The sequence below is a fragment of the Pseudomonas sp. BIC9C genome (assembly GCF_034541995.1).
Classification (GTDB): Bacteria; Pseudomonadota; Gammaproteobacteria; order Pseudomonadales; family Pseudomonadaceae; genus Aquipseudomonas; species Aquipseudomonas fluorescens_CC.
In genome coordinates, this window is the sequence record NZ_JAWDGM010000003.1 from 511,571 (window position 1) to 532,439 (window position 20,869).

Genomic DNA, 20,869 nt, shown 5'->3' on the forward strand with positions numbered 1-20,869 from the left:
GCTTTTCGTGCTGGAAAACCAGCAGCTTGTCGTCATTTCCTTTTTCGGTTTTCCGTCACCCCAGCTACAGATATCAATGTTTGGAGTTGCTTCGTTCCTGGTGGGAATGATCTTTGGAGGGGGGGTTGTAGTGGCTCACTTCTTGGGTGGGAAGAAGCGCGGAAGATAGGCTGAGTATTGATTTTTCCTCGTATTTTTAATGTGCTCATCCGAGGGTTGAATATAGTGTTTTCGTGAGTTGAGTAAAGAGGCGCTGTCGTTTCCTCTTTATCTGCCCGGACTTACGTTGATGGCTCTCAAGTGCTCTGGCTTTTGTAGTTAACGTAACCGCTTAAGTGAATAAGGCTAACAATATATGCGTGTTGATTCAAAAAAAGATAATGGGCTAGAAGATTTTGAGTTTCAGAGGTTTGTTCGTGCGATTTTTCGGCAAAAACTTGTTGTCATCGGTTTTGTTGTTTTAGGTGCTGCGTTCGCAGCGAGCTATGATTTCCTTGTTTCTCCTGTCTATGAGGCGAAGGCATTTGTGATGCCGCCGTCTCAGAATGATATATCCAACTTTAACTACGGTCGAATGAGAGAGTCAGAGTTAGTTCCTTACACTGTTAAGGATGTCTATGATATCTATACGCGGTATTTGCAGGCAGAGTCGCTTCGTCTGGAATTTTTTAACGAAGTGTATGTGCCGAGTTTGTCCTTGGAGGAGCAAAAAAAATCCCGGGATGTCATTTATTCAAGGTTTTCTCAGGTGCTGCGTGTAGTTCCGCCACTTAGGGATAACTCTGACAGGTATTCGGTTGTTGTGCAGACTACCGATCCTGAGAAGGCCAAAGAGTGGGTCACTGCCTATGTGGCGCAGGCTGGTGAATTGGCCAAGAACGAAATGATCAAGAACGTTTCAATTGAGTCTGAGGTTCGGGCTCGTAATCTGGAGCAGCAGATAAGTTCTGCCAGGGAAAAAAGCAGCAAGGCCAGAGAGGATTCGATTGTCAGGTTGAGTGAGGCGCTGCGTATCGCTGAGTCGATCGGCCTGGAGAAGCCGCCTGCGATCACAGTGAACCAATCAGTTATTGCGGGTGGGGAGGCTGGTCAGCTTACGTACATGCGCGGCTCGAAAGCGCTAAAGGCGGAAATTGAAAATTTGCAGGCTCGCAAGTCCGATGATCCTTTTACAGATCATTTGCGTGATCTTCAGGATCGATACTATTTCTTCAAGGGATTGAAAACAGAGGCAGCATCGGTATCTGTCTATCGGCAAGACGGGGCGGTGGAATTGCCAGACAATCCAGTGAAACCCAACAAGCCGCTGATCCTTGTATTGGGTGTTATTGCTGGCCTGATCACGGGTATTGCTTTCGTATTGCTTCGTGGGTTGTTTGTTGTAAAACCGGAATAGCTGAGTTTCAGTTCTTTGTTTTATATGCATGAGTGACGAGTCGCCGAGGGGGGGCATTACTATATTTGGGCTGCATGTAGGCTACGTGTCTGGTCAGTCGAAATGGATCGGTTTCTTGTTGGGACTTTGGTTCCGGTGACTTTCCTGGTGTCAGTTCTGACAATAATTTTTCGAAGGTGAACTCCTTTTTCCCGGGCACCGCATGGTTTTTTCGGGTGTGGGCTTGAGTGTGTGTACGGCATCGTGATATGCAGGTCGCACGAAAACTGGCTGTTGCGCTGCGGTGGCTTGCTGCGCATCCTTGGCCCTCGGTACGTGCAGGCGAGCGGGGTTGGGCGTTCGAGCTCTGCCTTGGCTTTCTGAAAATTGTTATGGCTCCCCTAGACACTTTCGGTATAATTTCTAATTTACGCAGCTCTGATGTTTGTTTCTAAAGCGCAAAATTTGCGCGCTTTTTTACGATCGACTTAATATTGATGAATGGCAAGGGAAAACAATGCTTAAACTCGAAGATGTGAAGTTGGCCATAGTGGGTCTCGGTTATGTGGGCTTGCCGCTGGCGGTTGAGTTTGGCAAAAAAATGCAAGTGGTCGGATTTGATATCAGCCAGCGTCGAATTGAAGCGCTAAAAGCAGGTCATGACGCTACTCTTGAAGTGTCTGATTGTGAGTTGCGTTCCGCATCAGGTTTAAGTTTTAGCTCTGTGCTGGATGAGTTGTCTGCGTGCAATATATTTATTGTTACCGTTCCAACCCCGATTGATGAACATAAGAGGCCTGATCTGTCTCCTTTGGTTAAAGCCAGCGGGTCGATTGGCCGTGTTTTGAAAAAGGGCGATATCGTTATTTATGAGTCTACGGTCTATCCTGGCGCAACTGAGGAAGACTGTGTTCCAGTGCTGGAGAAAGTATCCGGACTGAAGTTTAATGTTGATTTTTATGCGGGTTATAGCCCTGAGCGGATAAATCCTGGCGATAAAGAGCATCGTGTTACTACCATCAAGAAAGTAACTGCCGGGTCCACTCCAGAGGTCGCTGATCTGGTCGATGCTTTGTATAATACAATAATTGTCGCTGGTACTCATAAGGCCAAGAGTATAAAAGTTGCCGAAGCGGCAAAGGTTATTGAGAATACGCAGCGCGATTTGAATATTGCCCTGATCAACGAGTTGGCACTTATTTTTAATAAAATGGGTATCGATACTCAAGCGGTTCTGGAGGCGGCGGGAACGAAGTGGAACTTCTTGCCTTTCCGTCCAGGACTGGTAGGTGGTCACTGCATTGGTGTGGATCCCTATTACCTGACTCACAAAGCACAGTCCATTGGTTACCATCCCGAGATCATTTTGGCGGGTCGTCGTTTGAATGACAGTATGGGTGCCTATGTAGTATCTCAACTTGTCAAGGCGATGCTGAAACGTAAGATTCATGTTGATGGTGCGCGCGTCTTGATCATGGGGTTGACGTTCAAAGAGAACTGCCCGGACCTGCGTAATACTAAAGTCATCGATATTGTGAATGAACTCGCTGAATTCAATATTGTTGTTGATGTTTATGATCCGTGGGTAGATGCTGCGGAAGCAATGCACGAGTACTCGATCACTCCTATCGACCAGCCAAAGATTAATTCTTACGACGGTATCATTCTGGCTGTCGCACACAATGAATTCTCTGCGATGGGGGCTGAACAAATTCGGAGCCTGGGTAAGGCGGAGCACGTTCTCTATGACCTCAAGTACCTACTGGATGCCTCTCAATCAGATCTGCGTCTCTGAACATCAGGGTCTGTAAAGGCCCTGATTCGTTACCGCCGGAAAAAACAAAGTCGAGAATCAAATGACCCGTTTCGAAGAAGTTAAAGCTGAAATTCAACAATCCCCAAAGGTTTGGTTGGTTACGGGGGTGGCCGGGTTTATTGGCTCCAATTTATTGGAGACACTGCTGCAATTAGATCAGCGGGTTGTAGGTCTCGATAACTTTGCAACAGGGCACCAGCGTAATCTCGACGAAGTGCAATCGGTAGTGAGTCCTGAGCAATGGGCACGCTTCGTACTGGTAAACGGCGATATCAGGAACATTGACGATTGCAGAAGTGCAATGACTTTTCGTGCGGCCACTGATATTCCGGTGGACTACGTTTTGCATCAGGCAGCATTGGGCTCTGTTCCTCGCTCTATCAATGATCCAATTACAACGAACAGCACCAATATCGACGGTTTTTTGAATATGTTGGTTGCGGCGAAGGATGCGAAAGTAAAAAGCTTTACGTATGCTGCGTCCAGTTCTACCTATGGGGATCATCCCGGACTTCCCAAGGTTGAAGGTGTGATTGGCAAGCCACTTTCCCCTTATGCGGTAACGAAGTATGTAAACGAATTGTATGCTGAGGTTTTTTCCAGTACATACGGTTTCAATACCATTGGGCTTCGCTATTTTAACGTATTTGGCAAGCGTCAGGATCCGAATGGCGCTTATGCAGCCGTGATTCCCAAGTGGACAGCGGCCATGATCAATAACGAGGAAGTTTTCGTAAATGGTGATGGTGAAACAAGTCGAGACTTCTGTTTTGTAGAGAACGCAGTTCAAGCCAATATACTGGCTGCCTGTGCCAGGCCGGAAGCAAAGAATAATGTTTACAACGTCGCCGTCGGTGACAGGACAACATTGAATCAGGTTTTTGCCTGTATCAAGGATGCTTTGGCTCGCGTTGATCTCAACTCTACATCGGATATGGTCTATCGGGATTTTCGAGCGGGCGACGTAAGGCACTCGCAGGCGAATATTGATAAGGCAAAAAATCTGTTGGGCTATCAGCCACTTTTCACAGTTGGTGAAGGTATGTTGAAGGCAGCAAGCTGGTATGTCTCGTTTTTTGCAAGAAGTTAAAGCTAGTGATTAAAGAGATCTGCGCAATCACTGTCCTTGCAAACAAACTTTGCATGTTTGTATTGTTATTCAGCTTGGCGCGAATTTTAGGCGTCGAGCTGTACGGTGTATTCTCTTACCATTACGCGATCGTAACAGGCATCGCGACAGTGGTAGGGGAATGCTTGAGCGTAGCGTTGAGTCGCTACGCGGTCTTAAATGCCGAGCAAGTAAATTACAGCACTTCCTTGGGTCTCATGTCATGGGGCGGCATCGTTGTGGGTGCCCTCTGTGTCATCGTCTTTTAATTTTCCCGGCGCCTGCTTCTACTTACGAATTGAACTCTGGTTACTTGCTGATCGGCGCGTTTTTTCTAGGTTTCGCTTGTGTTTGCAATTTGACTATAACCGGGTTGATGTTTTCCCTTAATACCTCAGGGAAATGGGCTGCTGCACTGGCCGCTCATGGTCTGCTTGGATTGCTGCTGGTAGTTTCCATTGCGAAGATTGGAGGAGAAATAGAGGGTGTCGTTCTAACCCTCGCATTTTGTACGCTAATTGCTCCTGCATTTGGATTCTTTACCATAAGGAAAGATAAGTTAAGTCATGAGGGGAAGGGGGAGCTAGAGTCTTCATATTTTCGACAAATGATGACATTGCTTTCACGCTCAGGGGCTCCGACTATTGTCGGTAGTATGCTTCTCGGGGCACCTGTTCATATTATTTGTTTGATGATATTCGCCAACTCAAGCTTGAACGTGTCTGAGGTTGGTTATTTTAATCTGTTCTTTCTTTTTTATATTTTGGTAACTGTACTTCCAAGCTCGCTTACGTCCTATGCCATTGTAAAACTGGCAGGACACCGGAATAGTGCCAGCAAGTTGTACTTGTTGCTCGGGCTGTCAATTTCAATTTGTTTGCCTTTGATTTTGGTCTTGTCGCAGAGCTACTGGTTGTGCTTGCTCGGTAGTAGTTTTTGCAGCAAAAACGATCTTCTGGCTTACGCAGTACTGGCGGGTGGCATAGGACTTACGACTACAATCGTCACTCAGATATTGCATAGTAAAAACATGACCAGGATTGTTTTTCTGGGTAGTTGTGTTTATGCGTTCGTTTATTTGTCGCTGACGATAGTCGCGGGGTTAAAAGGCAATATGTTGGCGGTCGACCTTTTCAGGTCTTTTGTGCTGGCGCTGGCAACTCAAATTTCTGTACTAGCGGTCCTGGGTGGCCGCAAGTTGGTGCAGTGATAGGTTTCTTGAATGTGAGCCATGTGTGTAAAGATCGCATGGCTGATAATAATATTGGGGCCAGCATTCAGTCTGGTTTACGGTTCAGTTGCTTTGCTTTTGTTGGTCAAGGTTAATGGTTATATTATTGGTTTCGACGTGCTTACTGATTTTGCTAACGCAATGCGTTCTGTGCCTGATATCCAAAAAATACCTGGTCGCATTGTACGCCGTTTGTTACTCAGTGCCTTTCCTTGGTCTTGTCAGTTGCCTGTGGGGTAACACGATTACGCTTTGGCCCATTGGGGACTATGATTTTTATCTGGATGATTTATTAGTATTCCGACTTTCGCTGGTCTGGCTCCTTGGGGTTGCTGGTGGGCTAGTTGGCTATTTACTGTCATTGTTGGTGCCGTCCAGAAGTTTGTCCCCACAGCAGGAAACTTTTTTTTTCGCGATGGACTTCAAGTTAGCGGGATTGATCTTCCTTGCGCTTTCAGTCTTTTTTATTAGCTTCAGGCTTGTAAACGCGGACGCAATGCTTGAAATGTTCGCGGGTATCGAGTCAGTGGTGGTTTTTTCCATCATTGCGATCATTGCTTTGGCGTTTTCCTACCCATCCAGACTGATGTTTTTTTTGTCCGCAACACTAGTGTTTTCTTATTGTATCGCCAACGCAATGACGGGGGATCGGGATTTTGTTGTCCTGGTTGTCGCTGCTATTGTGGGGCTGATGTTTCGCTATAATCAATTTATTAAGTTTAAAACTCTGTTGTTCGTTGCTGTATTCATGGCCCTTCTGCTCGTCAGTGGTGTTGTTGTCTCAATGAGTCGTATGGATGTGGACTTAACGTCGGATAACATTACACAGTATTTTTTGTTTAACTCTTGGAATGCGATAATTTTACCGCTTGTTCAGCAGTTAACCAATTTCTGGGATGGAGAGCACCTACGTTACGGTCAGACCTACCTCGACATGTTTCTTTCGCTGGCGCCATCCCCTTTCTATTCGTCTTTCGGTATGGAAAAGCCCATTATGGTGGATAATCCGGCCCTCTGGTATTACATTACCGGACTCGGTGGGATCCACGTTGCTGGTGTGGCTTTTGAAAATTTCGGATTGTTTGGTGTTTTCCTCAATGGATTCATCAGTGTCTGCTTCTTGCGGTTGATCGACTCGCGCTGCCGCGAGGATGATTTTTTGCGGATTTTCTTATATATGCTGTGTGCCGCATCGGTCATGCACTGGGTTTGGTACGGTGAAATATATTTGCTGAACTCGTTGGTTTTTTATGTGATGGCGTTAGGGTTATTCTTCACGATGAAGCTCGTTCGGGTTTTGAAGTGAGTTTTAATATTTCATTGGATTGAGAGAGTAGGTATGTGCGGAATTGCGGGAGTTGTCGGGTGGAAGCTGGATCAGCAGGGCGCCGTTGCCGTTGGCAAGATGGTGGATGCGCTGATACATCGTGGGCCCGACGATGGAGCAGTTTGGTCAGATGCCGATAGTGGAGTGTCGCTGGGGCACCGACGGCTTTCGATCTTGGAACTGTCGGTGCACGGAAGTCAGCCGATGGTTTCCGATGATGAGCGGTTTATTATTGTTTTCAATGGTGAAATATATAACTTTAATGAGTTACGCGAGAAGCTGATTGCGTCAGGTTTGACTCGTGTTTGGCGTGGGCACTCTGATACAGAAGTGTTGCTGGCAGCGCTCGGTGCATGGGGGGTACAAAAAACCCTTGAAAATCTGGTGGGCATGTTTGCCTTTGCTGTCTGGGATAAAGTTTCCAAAACGATTACATTGGCACGAGACAGAATGGGAGAAAAACCACTCTATTACGGTATTGTGGGCAACCGTTTTGTTTTCTCCTCCGAATTGAAGGCGATCAAGGCAGCATTTGGCAGTGATCTGCGGATTGATCGTCATGCGTTAGCGAAGTTCGTAAGGTACGGCTATGTTCCGGCTCCGGAGTCTATCTATGAAGGCATTAAAAAACTGGAGCCGGCGCATTACTTGAGTGCTGGCTCGTTTTCCTGTGCGATAGAGCCCATTTCATACTGGTCGTTGCCGCAAGCTGGCGAATTAAAGTACGAGCTGGCGCAGGCCAGCGATAAGGAAGTTGTAGACCTGGTCGGTGAAAGATTGTCTGCTGCGGTAAAGTCGCAAATGATCGCCGATGTTCCACTTGGGGCGTTTTTATCGGGCGGCGTCGATTCAAGCTTGATCGTTTCGTTGATGCAATCGCAAAGCTCTACTAGCATCAACACTTATACGATCGGCTTCAACGAACCTGAGTTTGATGAAGCACCATACGCCAAGGCTATTGCCAAGCACTTGGGGACTAACCACACCGAGTTTTATCTAGGTGCCGACGATGCTGTTTCAATAATTCCGCATTTGCCGGAAATATACGACGAGCCTTTTGCTGACTCCTCTCAAATCCCTACAATCCTTGTCTCCAGGATGACAAAGCAGCATGTATCCGTTGCCTTGTCCGGTGACGGTGGCGATGAGCTTTTGCCGGATATCCCCGCTATCAGATTACTGCAGGACTATGGACGCGCATAAAAAGCTGCCGTTGCCTGCACGCCAGGTCATGGCCTATTCACTTCGCTCGCTTTCGTCCAAAGGTTGGGACAACGTCTGTTCGGTTTTGCCCGGCAGCCTTCGAGCCAAAGTTAATGGTCGACGCATCTACAGAATGTCCGAACTGTTAGGCTCTGAAAATCTGGCGCAGATGTATACCGGTTTGATGTCTCAGTGGCAGTCGAACGACAATGTCGTCCTGGGTATCGATGCTCAACATCAAGGCGTTGCGTCTTGGGAGTCGGCAGTGGATTACATCGAGGAAATGCGTCGCTGGGACGTCTCTCAGTATTTACCTGATGATTTGCTGGTTAAAGTGGATCGTGGCGCGATGAGCGCAAGCCTGGAAACCCGTGCTCCATTGCTTGATCATCGAGTTGCAGAGCTCGCATTTTCCTTGTCGTCAGACCAACTGATAAAAAATGGTGCGGGGAAATGGCCACTTCGCGAGCTTCTCAAGCGATACGTTCCTACTTCATTTTTTGAAAGGCCGAAGGCTGGCTTCTCCATTCCACTGGCGCAATGGTTACGTGGGCCGCTCAAAGAGTGGGCAGAGGAGTTGTTGACGGAGGAGCGACTCAAGAGAGAGGGCTACTTCGATTGTCAGAAAATTCGCTCGGCGTGGCTCCAGCATCAGAATGGAACATACGATCGCAGTCTTCATTTGTGGAATATTCTAATGTTCCAATCCTGGCTCGATAAAAATAGCCACTAATTCAGATTGAGCAAAAGGTTTTCCATGAAGATAGTTTTCAACGCACTCTCTGCCCGTCTTGGTGGAGGCCAGACATATCTGATTAATCTTTTTCAGTTCGTACCTGACCATGCGGATCTCGAGATTCTGGTTTTTGCACCAGCGTCACTCAAGCTGCCGGATCACCCGAGGATCAGGCGGGTCGAACCTGCCTGGCCGACTGAAAATCCGATTGTGAGAGCCGTGTGGGAGCGGTGGGTGCTGCCCGGTATTTTGAAGGCTGAGAAGGCTGACGTTCTGTTTTGTCCCGGCGGTGTAGTGGGCACCTCTGTACCAGCGGGTTGCAAAGTTGCAACGATGTTTCGGAACATGATTCCATTTGATTTGCGAGTACGCAAAAGCATCCCGCTTGGGTTGCAGCGCCTGAGAAACTGGCTGTTGAATCGTATTATGCTCAAAAGCATGCGCGAAGCAGATTTGACGATATTTATTTCCAATTACGCACGAAGTGTCATTGAGTCACTAACCAATATTAAAAACGCGGTTACGATTCCTCACGGGATTGGATCGATATTTCGCACTCATGGCGATTCTGCGGTTCCTCGGCCGGAGTTTTTACCAGTTGGTGAATACATTTTATATGTGTCGAGATTTGATGTTTACAAGCATCATCATGAAGTGGTCAGTGCTTACGCTGAGCTGCCAAAAGAGCTTCGTGACAAATTTCCATTGGTTCTTGTGGGCGAAACAAACCTGCCGGAAGCCGAACGCGTCAAGTCCCTCATTGCAACGTTAGGTCTTGAAGGTAAAGTACTGTTATTGGGCGCTATTCCCTATCAGAGTCTTCCTGAACTTTATCATCATGCCTATCTGAATCTCTTTGCCTCTTCGTGTGAGAACTGCCCTAATATTCTTCTTGAGGCGCTCGCTTCTGGCAGACCGATGATCTGCTCCAACGTAATGCCGATGCCGGAATTTGGAGCGGATGCAGCCCTGTATTTTTCTCCGTTTGATCCAAAAAATATAAATAACGTATTGTCTGAAGTATTAACAAGCCCTGATCTTTTACAGTCACTGTCCGTTGCGGCGGTGACACAGAGCGATAAGTTTGACTGGGAAAAAACCTCAAGAAAAACATGGTCAGAGTTGCTGGCATTGGCCGTGTGCCCAGAAAAAGGTGTTTGATAAATGAAGGTTCTTGTGGTGTCGCAATATTTTTGGCCAGAGTCTTTTATTATCAATGACCTGGTCAAAACATTATCTGTCCAGGGCCATGTCGTAAAAGTTCTTACCGGAAAGCCCAATTACCCGGATGGTGCAGTCTTTAGCGGCTACAGTGCTTCCGGGGCCCAGGAAGAAAAGTTCGAGTCCTCTGTCAGTGTTTTCCGTGCACCACTCAGGCCACGTGGTACATCAGGTGCGAAAAATCTCGTATTAAACTACCTGTCATTTATCTTCAATGGCTTGAAACACTACCCCCGCGCAGTAAAAGGGGAGGCTTATGACGCGATTTTTGTATTTGCGCCATCTCCAATTACATCGGTCATCCCGGCGATTTTCTTGAAGTGGAAACTCAAGAGTCATCTGGTTGTATGGGTTCAAGATCTTTGGCCGGAGAGTTTGAGTGCGACCGGGTTCATCAGGAACAAAGCAATATTGCGCGTTGTTGGCTGGCTGGTGAAAGGCATTTACGCCTTCGTCGATACGCTTCTTGTTCAGTCGAGGGCATTTCGAGAGCCAGTCGCCCGTTATGCCAAGCCTGACAAGGTTGTGTATTACCCCAACTCCTATCAGGACGTACCGCCGAGTGTAGAAGAGCCCCGGATTCCTGCACCCTTGCTCGCGGAGCTCGAACGTCATTTCTGTCTAGTTTTTGCCGGTAACCTTGGGACCGCGCAGTCGGTCGAAACCCTCGTTGAAGTTGCTGACAAGCTTCGCCATTTGTCGGAACTCAGGATTGTTTTGGTCGGAAGCGGCAGTATGTTGGGCTGGATTGAAAGCCAGAAGAAAACCCGGGCTTTGGACAACCTTATTCTTGCCGGACGCTTCGCAGCCACTGAAATGCCACATTTTTTCAGCCGTGCGGAGGGATTGTTGGTGACGTTGAAGCAGGATGAGGCGTTCTCCTATACCATCCCCAGTAAAGTTCAGGCTTACCTGGCAGCGGGGAGGCCGATCATCGCCGCTCTGGACGGGGAGGGTGCGCGCGTCATTCAAGAGGCGGGAGCCGGCCTGACCACCGCGGCGCAAGACGCCGATGGTATGGCCAACTGCATTGAGCAACTTTTTCGCATGACTTCGGATGAACGGGAATCGTTGGGACGGGCGGGTCGGGCGTACTACCTCGAGCATTTCGAGATGCAGCGGCAAAGCCAGCGTTTGGTCGAAATCCTCAGTAGCAGGATCAATGAATTAAAAGGTAGCTCAAAATGAAAGTTCTCGTGTTAGGGGTCACCGGAATGCTGGGTAGCACAGTGTTCAGGCAATTCCATGGAAACCCGCACTTTGAGGTGTGGGGCACTTTGCGCAATCCGGGCGGCGCAAAATACTTTCTGAGGACATGCACAGTTCGTTGATCAGTAACGTCGACGTGCTTGACCAGGACTCACTGGTTTCGGTTCTGGCGCGGGTCAAGCCGGATGTCGTTGTCAACTGCGTCGGGCTGATCAAACAATTGGCCGATGCCAAGGACCCCCTTTCCGCACTCCCTATCAATGCCATGTTGCCGCATCGCATTGCCAAGTTGTGCGCGTTGTCCGGTTCTCGCTTGATTCACATCAGTACCGATTGCGTGTTTTCCGGCCGTAAAGGCATGTACACCGAGGACGATATCTCCGATGCGGAGGACCTCTACGGTAAGTCCAAGTACATCGGGGAGCTTCACTCGGACCTGAATGCCATCACGCTGCGAACCTCGATCATTGGTCACGAACTGGGGAGCCAGTATTCGCTGGTGGACTGGTTCCTCTCCCAGAACGGGCCGGTCAAGGGTTATGAGAAAGCTATTTTTTCCGGGCTTCCAACCGTAGAGCTGGCGCGTGTCATTCGCGACTACGTGATCCCGAATCCACAGCTCAACGGCCTGTATCATGTTTCGGTGGCGCCGATCGACAAGCTGTCTCTTCTGAAGCTGGTAGCGGAAGTTTACGAAAAGGAAATCGATATCATCGCGGATAGCCAGGTAGCTATAGATCGCTCGCTGGACTCTTCGAAATTTCAGGCAGCAACCGGTTACGTTCCACCTTCATGGTTGGAATTGGTTAAATCGATGCGCGCGTTGCGTTGATCATTAAATTCAATCAGGTTTGGGAAGGTAGTTATGTTCGATAATAAGGTTTTGATGATCACGGGCGGTACGGGCTCGTTTGGCCATACGGTGTTGAAGCGCTTTCTGGATACCGATGTAAAGGAAATTCGCGTATTCAGCCGTGACGAGAAGAAACAGGAAGATATGCGCATTGCCTTGTCGAATGACAAAGTGAAGTTCTATATCGGTGACGTACGTGACCGCGATAGCCTCGATCAGGCGATGGTGGGGGTGGATTACATTTTCCACGCCGCAGCGCTGAAGCAGGTGCCTTCCTGCGAGTTTTATCCGATGGAAGCCGTGCGTACCAACGTCATGGGTACCGAAAACGTGTTGAATGCGGCCATCGCTTCGGGTGTGCAGCGCGTTGTTGTACTCAGTACCGACAAGGCTGTTTACCCGATCAATGCCATGGGTATTTCCAAAGCCATGGCTGAAAAGCTGATGGTTGCCAAATCGCGGATGATTCCGGCGACAGGCCCGGTGATTTGCGCAACTCGCTACGGTAACGTCATGGCATCACGCGGTTCGGTGATCCCGTTGTTCATCAATCAACTGCAGAACGGCGAACCGCTGACTGTCACCGACCCGAACATGACACGTTTCCTGATGTCGCTCGAGGACTCTGTCGACCTGGTTCTGCACGCGTTCGAGCATGCCGAGCAAGGTGATATTTTCGTCCAGAAAGCACCTGCCTCGACAGTGGCGGACCTGGCGCAAGCGCTCAAGGAACTGTTTGCTCGCGACAATGCCGTCAAGGTCATAGGTACTCGCCATGGCGAAAAGCTTTACGAGTCGCTGATCTCCCGTGAAGAAATGGCCAAGGCCGAAGACATGGGACGCTACTACCGTATTCCTTCGGACAATCGCGACCTTAACTACAAGAAGTTTTTTGTCGAGGGTGAACAGGAGATATCCGATCTCGACGACTACACCTCCCACAATACAGAACGTCTCGATGTAGAAGGCGTGAAGAAAGTTCTTTTGAATCTGGATTACATTCAGGAGCAACTTGATGCTTAAGGTCATGACGCTGGTTGGTACGCGACCAGAACTTATCAAGATGAGCCGCGTCATTGCCGAGCTTGATAAACAGGTTAATCATGTTTTGGTTCACTCGGGCCAAAACTACGACTTCGAATTGAACCAGGTTTTTTTCGATGACCTTGAAATTCGCAAGCCTGATTACTTCCTGGGTGCCGCCGGCGATACCGCAGCCAAGACCATCGCCGAAGTGATTTCGAAGGCGGATGAAGTATTTGAGGCCGAAAAGCCTGATGCACTTCTGCTTTACGGCGATACCAATACCTGTCTGGCCGTCATTGCCGCCAAGCGCCGCAAGATTCCGGTGTTCCATATGGAAGCCGGCAACCGCTGTTTTGACCAGCGCGTCCCTGAAGAACTGAATCGCAAGGTGCTCGATCACCTCAGCGATATCAATATGGTCCTGACCGAGCATGCCCGGCGTTACCTGATCGCTGAAGGGATTCGCCCTGAAACCATCATCAAGACCGGATCACACATGGAGGAGGTGCTCGACTATTACATGCCGAAAATCCTTACCTCCGACGTGCTGGCGCGAGAAGGCCTGGAGCAGGACAAGTTCTTCATCATCAGCGCTCACCGCGAGGAAAACGTCGATACGCCGGAGAACCTTCGCGACTTGCTCAAAACGCTGCGAGCCCTGGCCGACAAGTACCAGTACCCCATTATCGTTTCCACGCATCCTCGTACTCGCAAGCGTCTGGAAGCGATAGGTGAGTCGCTGGACCACCCTCTTATTCGTTTCTCGAAGCCATTCGGTCTGCTCGACTACATCAAGTTGCAGATGTCGGCGTTTTGCGTGTTGTCCGATAGCGGCACCATCACAGAGGAAGCGTCTCTGCTGAACCTGCCTGCCATTACTATTCGTAATGCGCACGAGCGTCCAGAAGGGATGGATGAGGGCACCCTCATCATGAGTGGCCTGAAAACAGAGGGCGTTCTCGATGCCGTACGTGTGGTAACCAGCCAACATGATCGTACACAGCGCGTTATCCCGGTCGTGAGGGATTACCAGGCAGGTCCTGTGTCGAAACAGGTAGTTCGGGTCGTGTTGAGTTACACCGACTACATCAATCGTACTGTCTGGTCGAAATCCTGAGCGCCGTCGAGGTTTGAAAAATGCGTGTTTTATTGACAGGTGCTACGGGTTTCGTTGGTCGCGCAGTATTGGGCCGTTTGGCGGCCTCTGACGATCTGGAACCGGTGGCAGCCATTCGTGGGCACGCCTTGCCTGACTGTCCGTCGCGCGTTACTACCATTCGAACCGCCGGGCTCAGTGCTGATACCGATTGGTCGCAGGCGCTGGATCGGGTGGAGGTTGTCATTCATGGCGCGGCTCGCGTTCACGTCATGAATGACACTGAATCCGATCCGCTGGAGGCGTTTCGCAAGGTCAATGTCGAGGGCACGTTAAGCCTCGCTCGGCAAGCCGCCTCGTCGGGTGTTCGTCGCTTTGTGTTCATCAGTTCGATCAAGGTGAATGGCGAAGGTACGCCGCTTAATCAGCCTTACTTCGCCGACGCGACACCCGCGCCTGGCGATCCGTATGGCATTTCGAAAATGGAGGCCGAGCAAGGGCTGCGCGAAATTGCGAGCGTCTCCGGGATGGAAGTGGTGATCATCCGTCCGGTGCTGGTTTACGGCCCGGGTGTGAGAGCCAACTTTTTGAACATGATGCGTTGGCTGGACAAGGGAATGCCCTTGCCATTCGGGGCTATCCATAATCGGCGCAGCCTGGTCGCGCTCGAAAATCTTTCTGATTTGATCGTGACCTGCATCCGTCATCCGGCCGCTGCCAATCAGACCTTCCTTGTCAGTGATGGGGAAGATTTGTCCACGACACAATTGTTGACGCGGATGGCGCAGGCATTGGGTAAACCTGCACGCTTGTTGCCTGTGCCGAGCGTGTTGCTCGAGCGGGCTGCACAGCTTCTGGGCAAGCGGGCTTTGTCGCAACGACTGTGCGGCTCATTGCAAGTCGATATAAGCAAAACTCGAGAGTTGCTGGGCTGGACTCCTCCGGTCAGCGTCGATGACGCGCTTGTGTCGGCTGCCAACTACTACAAGGAAAGGCAGCGCTAAGCTGGCTAATGACAGTGCCGGTTCAATTGCAGAATTGATTTTGGCTGTTTCAGGAAGTTGACTTTTGAACACAATTTGGTTGCTGGCGTTGGTGGTGGGTGTTTCATTCTTGGGCACAGGTGCATTGCGTAAATACGCGTTGGCACGCAGCTTGATAGATATTCCTAATGCGCGTAGTTCACACTCGGTCCCAACCCCTCGGGGCGGTGGTGTGGCTATCGTCCTGAGCTTTTTGCTTGCGCTGCCTGTCCTGGCCTGGACAGATACCGTCGCCTGGCCGATGGCGCTGGCTCTGCTGGGGGCCGGCAGCTGGATCGCGATCATTGGTTTTCTCGACGACCATGGGCATATTGCCGCGCGTTGGCGCCTGCTCGCGCATTTCGGTGGTGCCATTTGGGCATTGTTCTGGATTGGGGGAATGGCGCCGATCAGTCTGTTCGGCTACGAGTTCAGTCTCGGCTGGCTCGGTTATGTCATCGCAGCGTTCTATCTGGTCTGGATGCTCAACCTCTACAACTTCATGGATGGTATTGATGGCTTGGCCAGCGTCGAGGCGATTTGCGCCTGTGTCGGTGCTTGCCTGGTCTACTGGATCGCAGGCCACACCAGCCTTGCCATTGCTCCTCTTGTACTGGCTATGGCGGTGTTGGGTTTCCTTGTCTGGAATTTCCCGCCAGCGAAGATCTTCATGGGCGATGCCGGCAGTGGTTTTCTGGGTATCGTGTTGGCGGTGATGTCACTTTATGCGGCATGGACGAATCCACTGTTTCTCTGGGCCTGGCTTATCTTGTTGGGCGTCTTTATCGTCGATGCCACCTTTACCCTCATTCGTCGGCTGTTGCGCGGGGATAAGGTTTATGAGGCCCATCGCAGCCACGGATACCAGTATGCTTCACGAAAATATGGCAGCCATCGGGTGGTCACGCTGACAATCGCCGCGATCAATTTGTTGTGGTTAGTACCAGTGGCTATATTGGTCGTCATGCAATATATCGATGGCGTGGCAGGATTGGTCCTGGCCTACGTGCCTCTGGTGTTGCTGGCTTTCAAATTTCACGCAGGCGAGTTGGAAATCGCTGGCAAGGCGTGATGGACGCATTGGTTTTTGAGTATTGCTTTGTCGGTAAGTGAATTGCCGAAAGCTGTAGTTGCTGTATCAATGCTAGGAGCTTCTAGAGGTGTTTAGAGGGGTTATGGATAAGATTCGGGCAAAGTTGTTAAGTCTGCCAAGACGACATAAACGCATTCTGCAGGTTCTGACTGATATTTCATTGGTCTGGTTTGCCCTGTGGATGGCGTTTGTTGTGCGACTTGGGCTGGACGAGTTAGTCAACCCGTTCACTCAGCACGTCTGGCTTTTTGTCAGTGCACCTGTCATCGCCATTCCTCTTTTCGTCCGCTTTGGCATGTACCGTGCGGTCATGCGGTACTTTGGAAATGACGCGCTCATTGCCATTATCAAGGCGGTGACACTATCGTCCTTGATACTTGGCGTTGTGGTGTACTGGTACAGCAATCATCAAAACGTCGTTCCGCGTTCGATCATTTTCAACTATTGGTGGTTGAGCCTGATCATGATCGGCGGGCTGCGCCTGGCCATGCGTCAGTACTTCATGGGTGACTGGTTCAGCGCTGCCCAGCATGTCCCGTTCACCAGTCGGGATGACGGTCTGCCGAAAGTGGCTATCTACGGCGCGGGAGCAGCGGGTAATCAACTTGTTACCGCCTTGCGGATGGGGCGCGCCATGCGACCTGTTGCTTTTATCGACGACGATAGCGGAATCGCCGACAGGGTGATCTCCGGATTGCAGGTGTACAAGCCCAAGCACATTCAGGAGATGATCGATAACACGGGCGCTCAGGAAATTCTCCTCGCCATTCCATCGTCCAACCGTGGACGCCGTCGCGAGATTCTCGGGTTTCTCGAAGGTTTTCCGTTGCACGTACGAAGTGTCCCGGGTTTCATGGACCTGGCCAGCGGCCGGGTCAAGGTCGACGATATCCAGGAAGTAGACATTGCCGACCTGCTTGGGCGTGACGCAGTCCCGGCCCAGGCTGACTTGCTCGAACATTGCATCACGGGGCAGTCCGTGTTGGTCACGGGCGCCGGGGGCTCCATTGGCTCCGAGCTTTGCCGACAAATACTGACGCTGCGCCCGACAACGCTTCTGCTGTTTGAACACAGTGAATTCAATCTCTATTCCATCTTGTCCGAGCTGGAGCAGCGAGTCGCTCGAGAGTCGCTGTCCATCCGCCTTTTGCCGATTCTCGGGTCGGTTCGTAACCCGGACAAGTTGCTGGATGTCATGAAAACCTGGCGAGTAGACACGGTGTATCACGCCGCCGCCTACAAGCATGTCCCCATGGTCGAACACAACATTGCCGAAGGTGTGCTCAATAATGTGATAGGCACGCTTAATACGGCCCAGGCCGCACTTCAGGCAGGAGTGGCCAACTTCGTCTTGATTTCGACGGACAAGGCCGTGCGACCGACCAATGTCATGGGTAGCACCAAACGCCTTGCCGAGTTGACGTTGCAAGCGCTGAGTCGCGAGTTGGCACCGGTGTTGTTCGGTGATACGAGCAATGTTTCGCGTGTGAACAAAACGCGGTTCACGATGGTGCGGTTTGGTAATGTCCTGGGATCGTCGGGTTCGGTCATTCCGTTGTTTCACAAACAGATCAAATCGGGCGGTCCGCTGACTGTCACGCATCCGAAGATCACTCGATACTTCATGACCATCCCTGAAGCGGCGCAGTTGGTGATTCAGGCGGGCTCGATGGGGCAGGGCGGCGATGTTTTTGTCCTGGACATGGGCGAGCCGGTGAGGATCGTCGAGCTGGCCGAGAAGATGATCCATTTGTCCGGCCTGAGCGTCCGCTCGGAAAGAAACCTGCATGGCGACATCGCTATCGAGTTCACCGGGCTGCGTCCGGGTGAGAAGCTTTACGAAGAACTTCTGATCGGTGACAACGTGGCGGCCACTCAGCACCCGATGATCATGACCGCCAACGAGGACCACCTGTCCTGGGATGTGCTGAAGGTCAAACTGACCGAGTTGCTTGCCGCGGTGGATCAGGACGACTATGCGCGCGTCCGCCAGCTGTTGCGCGACACTGTCAGCGGCTATACCCCGGACGGTGAGATTGTCGACTGGATCTATCAGCAGCGCCGCCTGGAACCCTGATTGTTTCATATCCAGTAACGTACACATTTTTGACAGTCCCGTGGCATAGCCTACGTTTGGAGAGCAGCTTCGGAAAAGCTGCTTTCTAAAACGATGGCAAGGAGCTTCTCTAATGCGTACAAGCAGTTTCTACTCTCTGGTTTTTGCTCTTCTCAGCAGCATCTCTCTTACGGCAATCGCCGCGCCTGGTAGCGCACCTGAGGTGGTGAATGCGCCTCTGGTGCAGGATGTGGCCGCCAAGGCGCAATCCGGCAAAGTCGATTTGAATAGTGCTGATGCACCTACGCTACAGCGTGAGTTGGCTGGAGTGGGCGAGGCAAAAGCCAAGGCGATTGTTGCTTATCGTGAAAGTAATGGTGCATTTGCGTCGGTTGACGAATTGCTGGAAGTGAAGGGTATCGGCAAAGCGATTCTGGATGGAAACCGCGACAAGATCGAGGCGAACTAAGGGTGTGAGCGAACGACAAAGGCCGATCATTGATCGGCCTTTGTCTGTAGCGAGACTTATGCCTGGAGGGCCAGTCGTCTGTACTTGTGCGGTTCGTTAATATCGGTCACCCGAATTCAGCCAAAGTACAGGTCGGCATTGTTCAGCAGCGTGGTCTGCCCAAGTAGCGTGATATTGCCGCCGTGAGCGCCATCACCGGCGGTATCGAAGGTCACAACCAGCCCATTGTCTTGCAGCGTTTGCGTCACGGCCTTGGTAGTCGTCCAGCCGTAGACATACAGGGTGTCTTCACCTTGTTTGAAATCCTGGAGGGTATCCGAGCCTGAGCCTGCATTGAATACGAAGACATCGCGCCCATTTCCGCCAATCAACAGATCGTTGCCGGTGCCTCCGACAATGAAGTCGCTGCCGTTTCCTCCAACCAATACGTCGTCGCCATCGTGGCCGTACAGCGAGCAGTTTGCATCCGAGTGAGACTGGATGGTGTCATTGCCACTGTTTTTTCCGCTGGTACTGCCAGCCAGTTCTGCGCCTAGCGTACCGGTGTAGAGGATTTTATCTGCCGCGCTGCCGCCGTAGATTTTTTCGGCGTACCCGGCCCCAGGATTGCCGGCGACAATAGTTGTGTTGAAGCCTTTGAGTGGGTCAGCGTTGAAAATAAAAGTAGAGTCGCTGGCGGTGAGCAGCGACGTACGGCCTTCGATCAACATCCCGCCATCAAAACGTGCGTCGCCATCGATGTCGTAGCGAAGATAGACGCCGTCCGAGGTCAATTTCTGGTCGACCCTGAAATTGAACTCTTTTTCCGAAATTTGCGTACGGCCTGTACCGCCTGTACCGCTGACACCGAGGAAAACAAGTTGATCGGCACCTGTACCGAAACTGTCGATGAAGTCGTTGAAACCGTCGCCCTTCGAAAACGCATACTGGTCAGCGCCACCTCCGCCAGACATGTAGTCGTCACCTGTGCCACCGACCAGGAGATCTGTGTACTGCCCACCAATCAGGACATCATTGCCCTCATTACCGTACAGTTGACCGGCAGAAAGACGCAGCGCGAGCGTGTCATTGCCCGCGCCACCGATCAGCGTGGCGAACACCGGGCTGAGTGAACTGCCGTCATATGAAATAAAGTCCGCGCCCGAAGTTCCGGTGATCGTGGCTCTGCCATTGTTGGTAACGGCGTCGCTATCTGTAAGGTGCGTGGAGACCAGACTGCTCATGGAACTCGCCAGCGTGTAGTCGAAAACACCACTAAGCGAATTGGAAATGCTGTCCAGTAAGGTATCGCTCAAACTGTCGTTACTGGTATAGAGCTTATGCTCCGAAGTTATCATTTGGGCTGCATAGAGATTGGCCTGGCGCAAGGCATCGGCACCTGTTTCTGCCCATCCGGTCGCATTTGCATTATTAGGAATGAAAGATTCAACATCGTCTGCGTTTATCATGTCCATGACACCGATACGTTCGCCCGTGCGAACATCGGTGTAATAGACGTTATAGTCCGCGTCCTGGATTTCCCACTTGTTGGTTGTGGTATTGAAAACTTCCAGGTACGTATGTCCCTGAAAGAAACCCTGGGAGTCTGAATACGTCCAGATGCTGCGTTTTTGCAGGCCCAGCTCTGCGCAGAGGCCGCTGAACACGTTAACCATATTGCCGCACAGCAGTTCTGCACGTTCGGCAGTCGGATCGCCTGTGACCGTTTTATAAATTTGCTCGGCAGTATAGAAAGGGTCATTGCCGTGGGCAGCCCACCAGGCACCATCCGAGTGAGTGGTATTGTTGGCCAATAATTCGCGTGCGATATCCTGAAGCAACATGCCGGTTGCAGTCGCCTCTTCCCTGACGATATCGGCGAGTAAAGAAAAATAATTGATCAAGATTGACTCCGTATTGATTGGGTGCCGCTCCCGATATCCGAATCGTTGTGTAAACGGCGTTGCTGGCCAAAATTTCACATATGTTACAGTTCTTTGGCTGGTATGTTAAAGAACCATTATCAACTATTGCGAAATTATAAATCTT

At 50.7% G+C, this 20,869-nt stretch carries 16 protein-coding genes and 1 pseudogene; 16 read left to right on the forward strand and 1 reads right to left on the reverse strand.

The genetic code is table 11. From position 1 onward, the window contains the following. The first annotated feature begins 355 nt into the window (after positions 1–355). The 16 genes and pseudogenes from RS887_RS16960 (at position 356) to RS887_RS17035 (ending at position 18,841) form a co-directional block, all read left to right on the forward strand. Positions 356–1,396 (forward strand): LPS O-antigen chain length determinant protein WzzB, encoded by a 1,041-nt coding sequence (locus RS887_RS16960; protein WP_322616236.1) that lies wholly within the window; start codon positions 356–358, stop codon positions 1,394–1,396. Between the two features lie 496 nt (positions 1,397–1,892). Further along, positions 1,893–3,170 carry a Vi polysaccharide biosynthesis UDP-N-acetylglucosamine C-6 dehydrogenase TviB gene (gene tviB, locus RS887_RS16965; RefSeq protein ID WP_322616237.1) on the forward strand — a complete coding sequence of 426 codons (1,278 nt, stop codon included), beginning with the start codon at positions 1,893–1,895 and terminating at the stop codon, positions 3,168–3,170. 61 nt (positions 3,171–3,231) lie between these two features. Next, positions 3,232–4,281, forward strand: a complete 1,050-nt coding sequence (locus RS887_RS16970) for an NAD-dependent epimerase/dehydratase family protein (RefSeq protein ID WP_322616238.1) — start codon at positions 3,232–3,234, stop codon at positions 4,279–4,281. 160 nt (positions 4,282–4,441) lie between these two features. Further along, entirely contained in the window at positions 4,442–5,509 is a 1,068-nt protein-coding gene (locus RS887_RS16975; protein ID WP_322616239.1) for a hypothetical protein, read from the forward strand. Positions 5,510–5,732: 223 nt separating this feature from the next. Continuing rightward, entirely contained in the window at positions 5,733–6,836 is a 1,104-nt protein-coding gene (locus RS887_RS16980) for a hypothetical protein (RefSeq protein ID WP_322616240.1), read from the forward strand. Between the two features lie 33 nt (positions 6,837–6,869). Continuing rightward, positions 6,870–8,060 (forward strand): asparagine synthase (glutamine-hydrolyzing), encoded by a 1,191-nt coding sequence (gene asnB, locus RS887_RS16985; protein ID WP_322616241.1) that lies wholly within the window; start codon positions 6,870–6,872, stop codon positions 8,058–8,060. Continuing rightward, positions 8,047–8,793 carry an asparagine synthase C-terminal domain-containing protein gene (locus RS887_RS16990; RefSeq protein WP_322616242.1) on the forward strand — a complete coding sequence of 249 codons (747 nt, stop codon included), beginning with the start codon at positions 8,047–8,049 and terminating at the stop codon, positions 8,791–8,793. The genes asnB and RS887_RS16990 overlap by 14 nt, the downstream gene beginning before the upstream one ends. Before the next feature lie 24 nt (positions 8,794–8,817). Beyond that, positions 8,818–9,957 (forward strand): glycosyltransferase family 1 protein, encoded by a 1,140-nt coding sequence (locus RS887_RS16995; protein ID WP_322616243.1) that lies wholly within the window; start codon positions 8,818–8,820, stop codon positions 9,955–9,957. A gap of 3 nt (positions 9,958–9,960) precedes the next feature. Beyond that, positions 9,961–11,205, forward strand: a complete 1,245-nt coding sequence (locus RS887_RS17000; protein ID WP_322616244.1) for a glycosyltransferase family 4 protein — start codon at positions 9,961–9,963, stop codon at positions 11,203–11,205. Then, positions 11,202–12,058 (forward strand): annotated as a pseudogene (locus tag RS887_RS17005) (dTDP-4-dehydrorhamnose reductase family protein). The gene RS887_RS17000 and the pseudogene RS887_RS17005 overlap by 4 nt, the downstream one beginning before the upstream one ends. Before the next feature lie 33 nt (positions 12,059–12,091). After that, the gene (locus RS887_RS17010) at positions 12,092–13,102 is read left to right on the forward strand and encodes a nucleoside-diphosphate sugar epimerase/dehydratase (protein WP_111281838.1); all 1,011 of its coding nucleotides are present in this window, start codon (positions 12,092–12,094) and stop codon (positions 13,100–13,102) included. Further along, positions 13,095–14,222 carry a non-hydrolyzing UDP-N-acetylglucosamine 2-epimerase gene (gene wecB / locus RS887_RS17015; RefSeq protein WP_277530657.1) on the forward strand — a complete coding sequence of 376 codons (1,128 nt, stop codon included), beginning with the start codon at positions 13,095–13,097 and terminating at the stop codon, positions 14,220–14,222. Before RS887_RS17010 ends, wecB begins: the two co-directional genes overlap by 8 nt. Positions 14,223–14,242: 20 nt before the next feature. Continuing rightward, positions 14,243–15,205 carry an SDR family oxidoreductase gene (locus RS887_RS17020; protein ID WP_322616245.1) on the forward strand — a complete coding sequence of 321 codons (963 nt, stop codon included), beginning with the start codon at positions 14,243–14,245 and terminating at the stop codon, positions 15,203–15,205. Between the two features lie 64 nt (positions 15,206–15,269). Beyond that, positions 15,270–16,295 carry a glycosyltransferase family 4 protein gene (locus RS887_RS17025; RefSeq protein ID WP_322616246.1) on the forward strand — a complete coding sequence of 342 codons (1,026 nt, stop codon included), beginning with the start codon at positions 15,270–15,272 and terminating at the stop codon, positions 16,293–16,295. Positions 16,296–16,398: 103 nt separating this feature from the next. Next, positions 16,399–18,393 (forward strand): nucleoside-diphosphate sugar epimerase/dehydratase, encoded by a 1,995-nt coding sequence (locus tag RS887_RS17030; protein ID WP_322616247.1) that lies wholly within the window; start codon positions 16,399–16,401, stop codon positions 18,391–18,393. 112 nt (positions 18,394–18,505) lie between these two features. Then, positions 18,506–18,841 (forward strand): helix-hairpin-helix domain-containing protein, encoded by a 336-nt coding sequence (locus tag RS887_RS17035; protein ID WP_322616248.1) that lies wholly within the window; start codon positions 18,506–18,508, stop codon positions 18,839–18,841. A 116-nt stretch (positions 18,842–18,957) separates the two neighbouring features. Here the strand turns inward: RS887_RS17035 and RS887_RS17040 are convergent, their stop codons facing one another. Next, positions 18,958–20,724, reverse strand: coding sequence for a calcium-binding protein (locus RS887_RS17040; protein WP_322616249.1), 1,767 nt, complete (start codon positions 20,722–20,724; stop codon positions 18,958–18,960). Positions 20,725–20,869 lie beyond the last annotated feature (145 nt).